Here is a 13,705-nt window from a genome sequence, read left to right on the forward strand (position 1 = left end):
TGACGATGGACTGATGCCGATGATGGACAAGTGCCGATGAGTACCATACCTCCCGATCCGAATGCCGCCGGCAATGCCGGGCCGCCCACCCGGCCGGCCGTGCTGTCGCTGGCCATCAAGGAAAAGGCGGCCCTGTACGCGGCCTACATGCCCTTCCTGAAGAACGGCGGCATCTTCGTGCCCACCACGCGCAGCTACCGCATCGGCGACGAGATCTACCTGATCCTGTCGCTGATGGATGACCAGAACAAGTACCCGATCGCCGGCAAGGTCGTGTGGATCACGCCGGCGGGTGCCAACAACAACAAGGCGCAGGGCATCGGCGTCCATTTCCCGGACGACGAAGCGGGCCAGCGCACCCGCGCGCGCATCGAGGAAATCCTCGGCGCGGCCCTGCGCTCTTCGCGCGCCACCCATACACTGTAACCGCCGGCCTCCGGGTCTTTCGCCACATGTCTTTCCAACACCGTCTCGCCACCCTCGACGACCTGCCCGCCATCGTCGCCATCTACAACAGCACCATCGCGTCGCGCGAGGTCACCGCCGATACCGAAGCGGTCTCCGTCGAGTCGCGCCTGAACTGGTTCCATGAACACCAGCCCGGGCGCCGCCCGCTATGGGTCATCGAACGCGCCGGCGACACTTCGGCGCACCCGGAGATCCTCGGCTGGATTTCGTACTCGAATTTCTACGGCCGCCCGGCCTATTCCGGCACGGCCGAGGTGTCGATCTACATCCACGAAGCTTGGCGCGGCAAGGGCATCGGCAAGTACGCCCTGAGCGAAGCGATCGCCTTCGCGCCGCAAGTGAAGGTCCATACCGTGCTCGGCTTCATCTTCGGGCACAACGGCGCCAGCCTGGCGCTGTTCCGCAAGTTCGGCTTCGAGGAATGGGCCCACTTCCCCCGCGTCGCCAACCTGGACGGCGTCGAACGCGACCTGATCATCCTGGGCAAGCGCGTCGCCTGACTTGTAAGGAAGAAGATAGGCACCAGGAAAATCGCGACGGACCCGAAAAAATGGGGACGGACCCCATTTTTCGGGAAACATTGCCAGGAAAATAGGGTACGTCCCCATTTTCGGTGAAACATTTCTTTTCACTCGGCGACTCTGGAGCGGAAAACCGGTGACAGGCTCCAGTTAATTTGCAACATTTCCTGGAAAACGGAGCCTGTCACCGGTTTTCGTGGATCGGCTACAATCGACCCATGTTCATCGATTCACACTGCCACATCGACTTCCCGGAGCTGGCAGCCCGGATGCCGGAAATCCGCGCGAAAATGGCGGAGAACAAGGTGACGCATGCGCTGTGCGTGTCCGTCGACTTGCCGGACTTTCCCCGCGTGCTCGCGCTGGCCGAGCAGTTCCCTAATTTCTACGCGTCCGTCGGCGTGCATCCCGATTACGAGGACACGCCGGAACCCACCGTCGACCAGCTCGTCGAACTGGCCAGGCACCCGAAGATCGTCGCGATCGGCGAAACCGGCCTCGATTATTACCGGCTGGAGGGCGACCTCGAATGGCAGCGCGAACGCTTCCGCACGCATATCCGCGCCTCCCGCGCAGCGCATAAGCCGCTGATCATCCACACCCGGTCGGCCAGCGAAGACACCATCCGCATCATGGCCGAGGAGGGCGCCGGCACCGACCAGGGCGGCGTGGCCGGCGTGATGCACTGCTTTACCGAATCGCTCGACGTGGCCCGCGCATCGATGGCGATGGGCTTCTATATCTCGTTCTCGGGCATCGTCACGTTCAAGAGCGCCAGGGACTTGCAGGCCGTGGCGCTCGAAGTGCCGCTGGACAGGATGCTGATCGAGACGGATTCGCCGTACCTGGCGCCGGTGCCGTACCGCGGCAAGACGAACGAACCGGGCTACGTGGCCCACGTGGCCGAGTTCATCGCGAAGCTGAAAGGCGTCACGGTCGACGAAGTGGCGGCCGCCACCAGCGCCAACTTCTTCAAGCTGTTCGCGGCGGCGGAGGCCTGATGCGGATCTCGCTGCGGGGCCTCGCCAAGCGGCTGCGCAAACTGCGCGCCCGGCTGCGCAACCGGATCGCGCTGCGCCTCGGCGTGGCCACGGTGGCCGTCGCTTCTGTGTTTTCACCCACGCCGGCCACCGCCGACGATGCCGTGTCCTTCTTCCGCGCCGCGCAGGTCAACGACGCCGGCCGCATCAAGCCGCTGCTGGCGCGCGGCCTCGATCCCAATGTGCGCGACCCCGAGCGGGGCGAGACCGGCATGATCGTCGCGCTGCGCAACGATGCGATGGATGTCTTTGCGCTGCTGCTGGCGCAACCGAAGATCGACCTCGAAGCGCAGGCCGGCAACGGCAATACCGCGCTGATGATGGCCGCGTTCAAGAACAACATGCCGGCCGTGAAGGCCCTGCTGGCCAAGGGCGCCCAGGTCAACCGCCCCGGCTGGACGGCGCTGCACTACGCCGCCGCGGCCGGCGCGCTCGACATCATGCGCCTGCTGCTGGACCGTCACGCCTACATCGACGCCGAATCGCCGACCAAGGTCACGCCGCTGATGCTGGCCGCGCGCGAAGGGCAGGAAGACGCCGTCAAGCTGCTGCTGAAGGAAGGCGCCGACGCCAGCCTGCGCGACGCCGGCTTCCGCAGCGATGCCGCCGAATTCGCCGAACGGGCCGACAAGCCGTGGATCGCCAAGGCGATCCGCCAGCACCAGGCCGAGCAGGTCATGTCGCGCTGACCCGCGCTGCCCGGCGCACCAGTCATCCAATCCGAGCCCGCCGGCTCAAGCTCGGCCAATCAAACCCGCCGAATTAAGCCATTTTTCCCGCCAACCTCCGCGCTTTGCCGGGGCCGCTCGTTGCACATAATGTCGCTGTCGCCACGAGAAGGAAATGCCATGCTGTCGGAACGCGAGCTTGAAAGCTGCTACCTGGGCCAGTTCATCCCCGTCCACTACCATCACAACATGCTGATGGACACCAACCGCATGCACAATTTCCGTGCCGCGATCGCCCACGTGGTGCAACCCGGCATGAAGGTGCTGGAGCTGGGCGGCGGTACCGGGGCGCTGTCGTTCTTCGCGGCGCAGCGGGCCGACAAGGTGTATTGCATCGACTTCAATCCCGACATGGTGCAGGAAGCACGCCGCTTCCTCGCCCTGAACCGCTGCGCCGGCAAGGTGGAGGTGATCCATGCCGATGCCTTCGAATACCTGCCGCCCGAGCCGGTCGATGTCGTCATCTGCGAGATGCTGCACGTGGCCATGCTGCGTGAAAAGCAGGTGGAACTCATCGAGAACTTCAAGCGCCGCTACCTGCAGAAGTTCGGCGGCCCGCTGCCCGTGTTCCTGCCCGAGGCGGTGCTGATGGCGGCCCAGCCGATGCAGCAGGAATACGACTTCGAAGGCTTCCACGCGCCGATCGTGCAATTCCAGCAGCCCGGCGCCGCGCAGCCCGGCACGGTGGAGATGGCCCAGCCGGCCGTGTACTCGGTGATCGATTTTACCCAGGCGAACGACACCAGCTACAGCTGGGAAGGCAAGTTCGTCATCGACCGCGACGGCACCGTCAGTGCCATCCGCTTCATCACCAAGACCATCCTGTCCGTCGTCCAGGAGCGCGCCACCACGATCGACTGGCTGAATCACTTCATGTCGCTGCCGCTGGAACAGCCCGTCGCGGTCAAGGCCGGCGACGTGCTGCAGGTGGGTTTTGCCTACCGCGCCGGCGGCTCGATCCCGTCCCTGCAGGCCCGCCTCACGGCCCGCCTGCTGTACCAGGCCGCGCTGCAGCCGCAGGTCGTCGCCTACGCCTGAGGCACCAGCCGCCCAGGCTCCGCGATTCATCCCGCTTTTTCAACGTCCGGTCGGCCGATCCTGCCTTTCGTCGCGCCGCCGTTGAGCGGCGCCGCCGCGGCTGGCACCATGGTGTTTCGATAACCGTCGCGAGGACGCCATGCTGGGCTTTATCCTGTGGTTGGTACTGTTGCTGCTCTGCTGGCCGCTCGCCCTGCTGGCGCTGCTGCTGTATCCCGTTCTGTGGCTGCTGTTGCTGCCGTTCCGGCTGATCGGCATCGGTGTCGAGGCCATCTTCGAGCTGCTGCGCGCGGTGGTGATGCTGCCGGCGCGCGTGCTGGGCGGCGGCCGCCGGTGAGGTGCGTGAACCGCGGCGCGTACGCACGCACCCTGGCATCGCTGCTCCCGGCGGCGGCAATCACCGTTCTGCTGTCCGGCTGTGCATCCGCCCCGCCAACGGATGTCACGGCGCTGGAAATGCCCGAAGCGCTGGCGATCCTGGCGAAACAACACAACGTGTGTGGCGTCGCAGTGGCCGTCATCCGGCAGCGCAAGCTGGAGACGGTCCATGCCGCGGCGGGTTGCCCGGCGGCGCCGGCGCCCGGCGCGGGCAGCGTGTTCCAGGCGGCTTCCCTCAGCAAGCCCTTGTTTGCCTATGCGGTCCTGCAACTGGCGCGGGAAGGAAAACTGGATCTTGATGCGCCACTGGCAGGCTATCTGCCGCAAGGCTACCGGCACCGGCATGAGCCGTTGAAGCCGGAGCCTGCCGAAGTGGTCACCGATCCCCGGCTGCAGGCGGTCACCGGCCGGATGGTGCTGAACCACACGTCCGGAATGCCGAACTGGGCTTCCGGGCCATTGCGGTTCGATGCGGCGCCCGGCACGCGTTGGCAATACTCCGGCGAAGGCTACGTGCTGTTGCAGCGTGCAGTGGAAGCCATCGCCGGCCAGCGGCTCGACCGGTTCATGGCCGCGCGGCTGTTCGAGCCGCTGGCCATGCGCCACAGCGCCTACGTGTTCGACGACCGCCTCGCGCCCGTCCTGCTGGGCGGCACCAAGGCGAACGGCGCTCCCAGAAAGACACTGCAGCTGCGGGAAGCCAATGCGGCGTTCTCCCTGCACACCAGCGCTGCGGACTACGGGCGATTCCTTGCCGCGCTGCTGGACGACGGCGAGGCGATGCAGCAGGTCACCGCGTCGCCCGTTCCCGCCGATGCCGACCTGGAACTCGACTGGGGCCTCGGCTGGGGCATCGAGCGTGGCCGGGACGATGCGTATATCTGGCAATGGGGTAACAATCCCGGTTACCGCGCCTTCGCAATTGCCTCGCTCGGCACGGGAGATGGCCTGGTGATGCTGACCAACAGCGAGAACGGCCTGGCACTGGCTGAACCGCTCACCCGGCGGATACTGCCCGGCGAGCACCGGCTTTTCCAGTCGCCCGTGCTGGGCGTGGACGTCATCACCCTGCTGTGCAACTCGGTGCGGCTGTGCCTCTAGGCTGTGCTGGTAGGCTCTGCTCGGGATGCGCTGCCGCGCGGCCTCAGAACCCGACCAGGAAGCCGGCGCCCAGCGACATCTGCGAATAGTTGTAGTCGATCAGGCTCTGGCCATAGCCGGAGAAGAACTGCACGTAGCCCTTCAGGTTCGAGCGCAGCGGCATCGCCCAGCCCAGCTGCAGCGCGCCGTGGTCGGTATGCAGGTTGCGCCGCGCCATCAGTGAGTATTCGTTGCCACCGTCGCGGTAGACGAAGCGCACGTCGCCGTGGCCCATGAAATCCGTGATGTCGAGGTTGTCGTTATCCGAGCGCGAATTGTCCAGCCGCTTCCAGATCCGCGCCGTCACGGCCAGCTTGCCGTACTCGCCGCCCAGTTCCGCGTAGGCGCGGTTCCAGCTGCGCGACAGCGTCGCCGTCTGGCCATTCGACTGGTGCACGAAGCCCAGCCCCGCGTAGCGGAAGTCGAAGCCGCCCAGCCGCTTGCCGATCGGTGCGATCGCCATGACTTCCGGCTGGTAGTTGGTTTCGCGGAACGGGCTCGATTCATCGCGGTTGTAGGCCTGCCAGAAGCTTTGCTGCGTGTAGCCGAACCACAGATCGACCGGCGAGCCGGCGATCGATTCCAGCATCTTCATCTTGAACGACAGCTGGTACGCCAGTTCCACGTGCTTGGCATCGATGCCGCCCGGCGTGACCTCGTTGAAGGGGGCGTTGTTGGTGCTGTTGCTGTAGTTCGCCAGCAGCAGGTACGTGTCGCGGTGCGGCCGGAAATTGAAGACGCCGCGCTTGCTGTCCTGGTCCAGCTCCCACAGGGGGACCTGCACCGACACCACCGGCTTTTCGGCCGCCGGTGCGTCCGGTTCGGCCGTCTTCGCCACCTGCCCCCCGGGGAAGGCGCCTTGCTGCTGGTCCGGATTGGCGGCGGCCGCCGGCGGCGGATCCTTTGGCCGGTTGACCAGCGCATCGTAGCAACCGAGGCGCTCGGTCGGATCGGACATCATCGAGCAGCGGCCCAGGGCCGGATCGATCGCTGCCGGCGCGTTCTGTGCGCCGGCGACGCAAGGGGAGAGGGCCAGCATGGCCGAAAGGCAGGGGGCAAAATGTTTTTTCATTGTCATGATCTTGTTTTTGGGCATCGCGCGAGTATATGCAGAATGGCAACCGTCGGTCGCACGGCTGGGCTTGAAAAAAAGAAACGGGCCGCCAGCTTCGCCGACCCGATGCTGCTACAATTTTTGAGCGCGATCACGCGGTCGCGCCCTCCAAGGAGAATGCCATGAGCCGCAAGACCCCCATCGAGCGCTACCGGAATATCGGCATCAGCGCCCACATCGACGCCGGCAAGACCACCACCACCGAGCGCATCCTGTTCTACACGGGTGTCAACCACAAGATCGGCGAGGTGCACAACGGCGCGGCCACCATGGACTGGATGGAGCAGGAACAGGAACGCGGCATCACCATCACGTCGGCGGCCACCACCGCCTTCTGGCGCGGCATGGCCGGCAACTTCCCGGAACACCGCATCAACATCATCGACACGCCGGGCCACGTCGATTTCACGATCGAAGTGGAACGCTCGATGCGCGTGCTCGATGGCGCCGTGATGGTGTACGACGCCGTGGGCGGCGTGCAGCCGCAGTCGGAGACCGTGTGGCGCCAGGCGAACAAGTACAAGGTGCCGCGCATCGCCTTCGTCAACAAGATGGACCGCGTGGGCGCCGATTTCTTCCGCGTGCAGCAGCAGATCCGCGACCGCCTGAAGGGCAACGCCGTGCCGATCCAGATCCCGGTCGGCGCCGAGGACCACTACCAGGGCGTGATCGACCTCGTGAAAATGCGCGCGATCATCTGGGACGATGCCAGCCAGGGCGTGAAGTTCACCTACGAGGACATCCCGGCCGACCTGCGGGAGCTGGCGCAGAAGTGGCACGACAAGCTGGTGGAAGCGGCCGCCGAAGCGACACCGGAACTGACCGAGAAATACCTGAACGGCGACACGCTGTCCGAAGCGGAGATCAAGACGGCGCTGCGGGCCCGCACGGTGCGCGGCGAGATCGTGCCGATGCTGGCCGGCAGCGCGTTCAAGAACAAGGGCGTGCAGGCGATGCTGGATGCGGTGGTCGAATACCTGCCGTCGCCGCTCGATGTGCCGGCGATCGCAGGCCACGACGAGGACGACAACGAGATCGAACGCCATCCGAGCGACTCGGATCCGTTCGCCGCGCTGGCATTCAAGATCATGACCGACCCCTTCGTCGGCCAGCTGGCGTTCTTCCGCGTGTATTCCGGCGTGGTGAACTCGGGCGACACCGTGTACAACCCGACCAAGGGGCAGCGCGAGCGGCTCGGCCGCATCCTGCAGATGCATGCCAACGAGCGCAAGGAAATCAAGGAAGTGTTTGCCGGCGACATCGCCGCGGCCGTCGGCCTGAAGGGCGTGACCACCGGCGACACGCTGTCCAATCCCGACCACGTGATCGTGCTGGAAAAGATGGTGTTCCCGGAACCGGTGATTTCGCAGGCGGTGGAGCCGAAGACCAAGGCGGACCAGGAAAAGATGGGCATTGCCCTGTCCCGCCTGGCGCAGGAAGACCCGTCGTTCCGCGTGCATACCGACGAGGAATCGGGCCAGACCATCATGGCCGGCATGGGCGAGCTGCACCTGGAAATCCTGGTCGACCGGATGAGGCGCGAATTCGGCGTCGAGGCCTCGGTGGGCAAGCCGCAGGTAGCCTACCGGGAAACCATCCAGAAGGCCGTGGCCGATGTCGAGGGCAAGTTCATCAAGCAGTCCGGCGGCAAGGGCCAGTATGGCCACGTGGTGCTGAAGCTGGAACCGCTCGAACCGGGCAAGGGCTATGAATTCGTCGATGCGATCAAGGGCGGCGTGGTGCCGCGCGAATTCATTCCGGCGGTCGACAAGGGCATCACCGAAACGCTGCGCTCGGGCGTGCTGGCCGGCTATCCGGTGGTGGACGTGCGCGCGACGCTGACCTTCGGCTCCTACCACGACGTGGACTCGAACGAGAATGCGTTCCGGATGGCCGGCTCGATGGCGTTCAAGGACGGCATGCGCCGCGCCGACCCGCAACTGCTCGAACCGATCATGGATGTCGAGGTCGAGACGCCCGAGGAATTCATGGGCAACGTGATGGGCGACCTGACGACGCGGCGCGGCATGGTGCAGGGTATGGACGAGATCCCCGGCGGCGGCGGCAAGCTGGTGCGCGCACTGGTGCCGCTGGCCGAGATGTTCGGCTATTCCACGACCCTGCGCTCGCTGACGCAGGGCCGCGCCACGTACACGATGGAGTTCAAGCACTACGCCGGCGTGCCGAAGCATATCCTCGAGCAGATCGCGACGACGAAGATCAGGGCCTGACGAAGAGCTGGGTAGAAACGCGGCAAGACCCGGGGCAAGCCCGGGTTGTCATCGCGGCGCTCTGCTGCGCGACGTTATGCCCCCGCACCCGGCCGGGCCCGCATGAACCTGGCGGGTGCCGCCACCGATGCTGCCGAGGGGCACAAGAAATTTCACGCCTTGCCAGCATGGACCTACATCCGGATCGGAATACACCCAATAGGCTGCGATCCCGGACGGGGCTAGGATTGAAGGTCGGGCCACTGGTGCTGGCCCAAGGCGCCTGATTGGCCAGCATTTGTGATATCCAACCTATTCGCGACATCCAACCTATTCGCGACATCCAACCCATCACCAAGCCAAGGAGAAACGATGAAACGACTACTTACCCTCGCGGTCGTCGCCGCGGGCAGCGCCTATCTCGCCAAGTACCTGAAGAGCAAGGGCAATGCCCAGGGCGGCTCGACGGCGCGCGAGGAAATCACCGTCGACGTGCCGGTGCGCACGGCCTACGACCAGTGGACGCAGTTCGAGGAGTTCCCGAAATTCATGAACAGCGTGCATGAGATCCGCCAGCTGGACGACAAGCGACTGCACTGGAAGGCCGACGTGCTGGGCAAGCCGATCGAATGGGATGCCGAGATCGTCGAACAGATCCCCGACAAGCGCATCGCCTGGCGCAGCACCACCGGCACGCCGAACAGCGGCGTGGTGCGCTTCGAGCCGCAAGGCGCTTCGCGCACCAAGATCGTGCTGGAGATGAGCTATACGCCGACCGATGCGGTGGAATCGGCCGGCGACCTGATCGGCGCGGTCGGGCTGGAAGCGCGCAAGAACCTGAAGCGCTTCAAGGAACTGATCGAATCGCGCGGCAAGGAGACCGGCGCATGGCGCGGCACGATCCAGGACGGTCCGGACGGCCCCCGGGTCACCCACTGACCTTACGTACTAACCTTAAGTACCAACCTTACGTACCGACCAAATGCACTGACCTTGCTTACCTACCTGATGCATTGACAGACATGCCGGGCGCTCGCCCGGCATTCACTTCCCCAGCAGCCTGGCGAACTCCTCGGCCGGCAATGGCCGCCCGTACAGGTAGCCCTGGCCCTGCTCGCAACGCAGCAGTTTCAGGAACTTCGCTTCCTCTTCCGTTTCGATGCCCTCGGCGACCACCTTCAGCTCCAGCGTGTGCGCCAGTTGCACGATGGTCTGCACCATGCCCATGTAGTTGGCATCCTGCGTCATCTTGACCACGAACGAGCGGTCGATCTTGAGCACGTCCACCGGCAGCGTGACGAGATAGGCCAGCGACGAGTAGCCGGTGCCGAAGTCGTCGATCGCCACCGGTACGTGCAGTTCGCGCACGCGGTTGAGGATATCCACCACGCGGCGCTGGTCGGCCACCAGGCCGCTTTCCGTGACCTCGATCGACAATGGCTTCAGCTCCGCCTCGGCGGTATTGAGCGCCCGTTCGATGTCGTCGAACAGCGAATCGCACCGGAACTGCGCCGGCGCCACATTGACGGCGATCTGCGGCGGCTTCAGCCCGGCGTCGTGCCATCCGCGCCAGTCTTCCATCGCCTGCTGCATCACGTTGCGGCCCACCTGCGTGACCAGGCCGCTGCGTTCCAGCACGGGCACGAACTCGGTGGGCTGGATCAGGCCGCGCTGCGGGTGGCGCCAGCGCACCAGCGCTTCGGCACCGGCCAGCTTGCCGGTCTTCAGGTCGATCTTCGGCTGGTAGAAGTTGACGAATTCGCCGCGCTCGACCGCCTCGCGCAATTCCGCCTCCATGCTGATCTGGCGTGCCAGCGCATGGTCGGCGTCGCGGTCGTAGAAGCCGATCTGCTCTTCCTGCGCGCGCGAGCCGGCCAGCGCATCCCAGGCCTTGACCAGCAGTTCGTCGGCGCTGGTGCCGTCCTCCGGCAGCATGGCCGCGCCCACGTTCACGGTGCACCAGATCTTGTGCTGGTCGACCTGGTAGGAACCCTCCAGCAGCGGAATGATCGTGTCGCGCGCGTACTTGCGCGGCGAGCGTTCCTCGTCGTCCGGATAGAACAGCGCGAAGCGGCCGATGCCCACGTGGGACAGCGCCATCCGGTCCGCTACTTTTTCCCGCAGGCGCTGCGCCACCTGCCGCATCAGGCCGATCGCTGCCGTGTTGCCATAGGCGGAGCTGATCTCGTCGAAGCGGTTGATGTTGATGAGCAGGACCGTGCCGCTGGCATTGACGGCGGCCAGCCCGGCGATTTCCTCGTCGAAGTGCAGGCGGCTGGGCAGGCCGGACAGTGCATTGGTGCGGGCCAGCCGGAACAGTTCCTGCGCGTTGACCAGGCGCTCGATGCCGAAGCTCAGTTCATTGCCCAGTTCGCCCGCCCGTTCGCGGTAGAAATGGTCGAAGAAGGCTGGCCGGTGCGAGTAGAACGAGATCACGCCCCAGCACTTGCTGTTGACGAACAGGGGGATCGCCATCGACGAGGCCACGCGGTGGCCGGCGCCGGGCAGGTGGTTCGACACCTGCAGCCGGCCGCTCGCCGCCGCCGCGGCGGCCAGTTCGGGCGGGAACCAGTCCGCCACCACCTCGGCCGGGGATGCGCCGTCCCGCTCGTGCCAGCGGTGCTCGGTGCCGTCGCGGGCGGCGGATGTGAACAGTTCCAGGGCGCCGCTGGCATCGTCGACGCGGCGGATGTCGACGATTTCCAGGCCCGGCTGGTGGCAGGCGAAGCGGCAGGTATCCATGCACAGCGCGTCCAGCGTCTTGGCGCGGGTAATGATGGCGGACAGGCGCGACAGCAGCACATAGAAATTGTCGTGCCGGATCAGCGCGCGTTCCTTTTCCACCTCGGTGGTCATGTCGATCGCCGAGCCGCCGAGGAAGGGCTCGCCCCCCACGTCGATGGGGAACTTGTGCACCAGCCAGTGGCGGGTACCGTCGTGCGAGGTTTCCATCGTCTTGATGGTTTCGCCGTTTTCCAGCACGGCGCGGTCCTGTTCTTCCAGGCTGTGCCGGATGTCTTCCGGCCAGAAGTGGCTGTCGTCCATGCCGACCACGGTGGGCACGCCGAAGAAGCCGTGCAGGGCGGCGTTGCCCATCACGTAGCTGCCATGGCGATCCTTGATCCACAGCGGGGAAGGGGAATGCTCGGCAAAGCCGGACAGGAAGCTCTCGGCGCGCGCCAGCTTGCGCTTCAGTTCACGGCAGGCCGCCGCGGTAGCCGCCAAGTCAGCCAAAGCCTGGCGCTGCCCGGCGTCCATCGCTGCCGGCGCGTATGCCAGCAGGGCGCTTTCATCGGCCAGGGCCTGCGGCGGCACGGTCGTGCCGCACAGGTAGCCGGCCAGGCGCACCAGTTCGGCCGGCAAGCCATCCTGCTCGCCCTCGACCGGCAGCGCCTGTTGTTCCTGGGGGGCGATATGGTTCATATTGGCATTCGTTTCACATCATCCCATCGTGGCACCCCGCGCCGCGGTCGTCTGCCACTTTGGGGGAAGAGGGTGTCAATCCTTGAGCTTGAACTTCAGCTGGATGGTCAATGCGCCGTGCAGGCGATCCTTGTACGACGGTACGATAGCAAAGTTCACCCCCACCCGTTGGTACTCCACGCTGACGACGGGAATCAGCGCCGGGAACCAGCCGCCGTCGCGGTGCTTCGGATAGCCGTCGAACGCGCCGACCACGGCCCCCAGCCGGAACGGCCCCAGCGAGAAGGGCTGGTAATAGATGCCGGCATAGTTGGAGATGGCCCGGTCGCTGTTGCGGAAACGTCCCGCCGTGGCCGACGCCACCGTGGAAAAGCGGTATTCGGCGCCGATGCCCGGGTTCGTATCGTCCAGCCCTTCGCCGCGGTCGAAGTGGTACGAGTAAAAGCCGGGATTCACCCACAGCTCGCCGCGCGGCTGCGATTCGATGACGCCGAACGGATTGGCGTGCGCCCCCGCCTGTGCAAGCATCAGCATGGCTCCCACCAGTGCGTATTTCATGCCATTTTCCCCAGATTGTTAATAGCGCGGCAATTATAGCGAGAGCGCAAGCATGGCGCGCTCTTTCAGTGAATTCGATGCATGTTTGATGGCGGTAAAACACTTGGTGATTGGAAATTGACTGCCTGCGAGCAATCCATGACAGTGGGAGCCCCACATGACAGGGAGTTTCCCCATGAAGATGCAGACGATGGTGATTTGCGCTGCCGTTTCCGTACTGACGGCTTGCGCGTCGACGACGAAGCCGGGCACGGTCGGCGTCCAGCGGCAGCAGCTGATGCTGGTATCGGCCGAGAAAGTGGAGCAGATGGCGCTGGTGAACTACACGCAGCAGAACCGCGATGCCCAAACCAAGGGCAAGCTCGTCACGAAAGGCGCCGAGTATGCGCGGCTGAAGAAGATCGCCGACCGCCTGCAGGCACACGTGACATCGTTCCGCGACGACGCGGCGAAGTGGAACTGGCAGCTGGCGCTGATCGACGCGCCCGTGATCAACGCCACCTGCGCGCCGCGCGGCAAGATCACCTTCTACACGGGCCTGGTCCGCACGCTGAAGCTTACCGACGACGAGATCGCCATCATCATGGGCCACGAGATTGCCCATGCGCTGCGCGAGCATGGCCGCGAGCGCGTCTCGCGCGCCTACGCGCAAAACGCGCTGAGCACCACGGCGCTGATGGCGGCGCCGAACAGCCAGGCGCAGATCGAGGCGGCGAACACGGTGGCGCATTACCTGTACACGCTGCCGAACTCGCGCCAGAACGAATCGGAAGCCGACGCGATGGGCCTGGAACTGGCCGCGCGCGCCGGCTACCGCCCGGAAGCGTCGGTGGCCGTGTGGCGCAAGATGCAGGCGCTGAGCATGAAAGCAGGCGACAGGAAGGCGGGAGACAGGAAGACGAATGACAGCGAGCCGGCCGAGTTCACGTCGACCCATCCGTCGCACGACACGCGGATCGCCGACCTGACGGCGATGCTGCCGAAGGTGACCCCGCTCTACCAGGCCGCGGCGCCGCAGGCGGCAGGCAAGCAAACGGTGGCGAAGCAGGCGGGCACGAAGCGGTAAAAGGAAGAAACGGTAAAGCTG

The 13,705-nt window shown here is 65.3% G+C and carries 13 protein-coding genes; 10 read left to right on the forward strand and 3 right to left on the reverse strand.

Annotated features, from left to right (window positions below; genetic code table 11):
- The first annotated feature begins 36 nt into the window (after positions 1–36).
- From EYF70_RS13110 to EYF70_RS13140, 7 genes are all read left to right on the forward strand, one after another.
- Positions 37–426 (forward strand): PilZ domain-containing protein, encoded by a 390-nt coding sequence (locus EYF70_RS13110; RefSeq protein WP_131145801.1) that lies wholly within the window; start codon positions 37–39, stop codon positions 424–426.
- Between the two features lie 26 nt (positions 427–452).
- Positions 453–968 (forward strand): GNAT family N-acetyltransferase, encoded by a 516-nt coding sequence (locus tag EYF70_RS13115; RefSeq protein ID WP_131145802.1) that lies wholly within the window; start codon positions 453–455, stop codon positions 966–968.
- Between the two features lie 239 nt (positions 969–1,207).
- Positions 1,208–1,990, forward strand: coding sequence for a TatD family hydrolase (locus tag EYF70_RS13120; protein ID WP_131145803.1), 783 nt, complete (start codon positions 1,208–1,210; stop codon positions 1,988–1,990).
- Positions 1,990–2,718: an ankyrin repeat domain-containing protein gene (locus tag EYF70_RS13125; RefSeq protein WP_131145804.1), complete on the forward strand. Its 729-nt coding sequence runs from the start codon at positions 1,990–1,992 to the stop codon at positions 2,716–2,718. The genes EYF70_RS13120 and EYF70_RS13125 overlap by 1 nt, the downstream gene beginning before the upstream one ends.
- Before the next feature lie 159 nt (positions 2,719–2,877).
- The gene (locus EYF70_RS13130; RefSeq protein WP_131145805.1) at positions 2,878–3,795 is read left to right on the forward strand and encodes a class I SAM-dependent methyltransferase; all 918 of its coding nucleotides are present in this window, start codon (positions 2,878–2,880) and stop codon (positions 3,793–3,795) included.
- 139 nt (positions 3,796–3,934) lie between these two features.
- Positions 3,935–4,132 (forward strand): hypothetical protein, encoded by a 198-nt coding sequence (locus tag EYF70_RS13135; protein WP_131145806.1) that lies wholly within the window; start codon positions 3,935–3,937, stop codon positions 4,130–4,132.
- Positions 4,133–4,137: 5 nt separating this feature from the next.
- Positions 4,138–5,274 (forward strand): serine hydrolase domain-containing protein, encoded by a 1,137-nt coding sequence (locus tag EYF70_RS13140; RefSeq protein ID WP_131145807.1) that lies wholly within the window; start codon positions 4,138–4,140, stop codon positions 5,272–5,274.
- A gap of 43 nt (positions 5,275–5,317) precedes the next feature.
- On the opposite strand, the gene EYF70_RS13145 is transcribed toward EYF70_RS13140, so the two are convergent.
- Entirely contained in the window at positions 5,318–6,385 is a 1,068-nt protein-coding gene (locus EYF70_RS13145; RefSeq protein WP_131145808.1) for a phospholipase A, read from the reverse strand.
- A gap of 164 nt (positions 6,386–6,549) precedes the next feature.
- Here EYF70_RS13145 and fusA point away from each other — a divergent pair, with 164 nt between their 5' ends.
- Together fusA and EYF70_RS13155 are read left to right on the forward strand one after the other, a co-directional pair.
- Positions 6,550–8,658, forward strand: a complete 2,109-nt coding sequence (gene fusA / locus EYF70_RS13150) for an elongation factor G (RefSeq protein WP_131145809.1) — start codon at positions 6,550–6,552, stop codon at positions 8,656–8,658.
- Positions 8,659–9,009: 351 nt separating this feature from the next.
- Complete coding sequence (locus EYF70_RS13155) at positions 9,010–9,576, forward strand: SRPBCC family protein (protein WP_131145810.1); 567 nt, start codon at positions 9,010–9,012, stop codon at positions 9,574–9,576.
- A gap of 105 nt (positions 9,577–9,681) precedes the next feature.
- Here EYF70_RS13155 and EYF70_RS13160 read toward each other — a convergent pair whose 3' ends face one another.
- Positions 9,682–12,060, reverse strand: a complete 2,379-nt coding sequence (locus tag EYF70_RS13160; RefSeq protein WP_131145811.1) for a putative bifunctional diguanylate cyclase/phosphodiesterase — start codon at positions 12,058–12,060, stop codon at positions 9,682–9,684.
- A 75-nt stretch (positions 12,061–12,135) separates the two neighbouring features.
- Positions 12,136–12,618 carry a hypothetical protein gene (locus tag EYF70_RS13165; protein ID WP_131145812.1) on the reverse strand — a complete coding sequence of 161 codons (483 nt, stop codon included), beginning with the start codon at positions 12,616–12,618 and terminating at the stop codon, positions 12,136–12,138.
- A gap of 175 nt (positions 12,619–12,793) precedes the next feature.
- On the opposite strand from EYF70_RS13165, the gene EYF70_RS13170 reads away from it, so the two are divergent.
- On the forward strand, positions 12,794–13,684 hold the full coding sequence (locus EYF70_RS13170) for a M48 family metallopeptidase (protein WP_218943776.1): 891 nt from the start codon (positions 12,794–12,796) through the stop codon (positions 13,682–13,684).
- Positions 13,685–13,705 lie beyond the last annotated feature (21 nt).

The organism is Pseudoduganella albidiflava, from assembly GCF_004322755.1.
GTDB classification, from domain to species: Bacteria; Pseudomonadota; Gammaproteobacteria; order Burkholderiales; family Burkholderiaceae_D; genus Rugamonas; species Rugamonas albidiflava.

Bases quoted from the DNA above. Each gene is read 5' to 3' on its own strand.
- EYF70_RS13120 (WP_131145803.1), top strand. From the start codon at position 1,208: ATGTTCATCGATTCACACTGCCACATCGACTTCCCGGAGCTGGCAGCC.
- EYF70_RS13110 (WP_131145801.1), top strand. From the start codon at position 37: ATGAGTACCATACCTCCCGATCCGAATGCCGCCGGCAATGCCGGGCCG.
- EYF70_RS13155 (WP_131145810.1), top strand. From the start codon at position 9,010: ATGAAACGACTACTTACCCTCGCGGTCGTCGCCGCGGGCAGCGCCTAT.
- EYF70_RS13135 (WP_131145806.1), top strand. From the start codon at position 3,935: ATGCTGGGCTTTATCCTGTGGTTGGTACTGTTGCTGCTCTGCTGGCCG.
- EYF70_RS13145 (WP_131145808.1), bottom strand. From the start codon at position 6,385: ATGAAAAAACATTTTGCCCCCTGCCTTTCGGCCATGCTGGCCCTCTCC.
- fusA (WP_131145809.1), top strand. From the start codon at position 6,550: ATGAGCCGCAAGACCCCCATCGAGCGCTACCGGAATATCGGCATCAGC.
- EYF70_RS13115 (WP_131145802.1), top strand. From the start codon at position 453: ATGTCTTTCCAACACCGTCTCGCCACCCTCGACGACCTGCCCGCCATC.
- EYF70_RS13125 (WP_131145804.1), top strand. From the start codon at position 1,990: ATGCGGATCTCGCTGCGGGGCCTCGCCAAGCGGCTGCGCAAACTGCGC.
- EYF70_RS13160 (WP_131145811.1), bottom strand. From the start codon at position 12,060: ATGAACCATATCGCCCCCCAGGAACAACAGGCGCTGCCGGTCGAGGGC.
- EYF70_RS13165 (WP_131145812.1), bottom strand. From the start codon at position 12,618: ATGAAATACGCACTGGTGGGAGCCATGCTGATGCTTGCACAGGCGGGG.
- EYF70_RS13170 (WP_218943776.1), top strand. From the start codon at position 12,794: ATGAAGATGCAGACGATGGTGATTTGCGCTGCCGTTTCCGTACTGACG.
- EYF70_RS13130 (WP_131145805.1), top strand. From the start codon at position 2,878: ATGCTGTCGGAACGCGAGCTTGAAAGCTGCTACCTGGGCCAGTTCATC.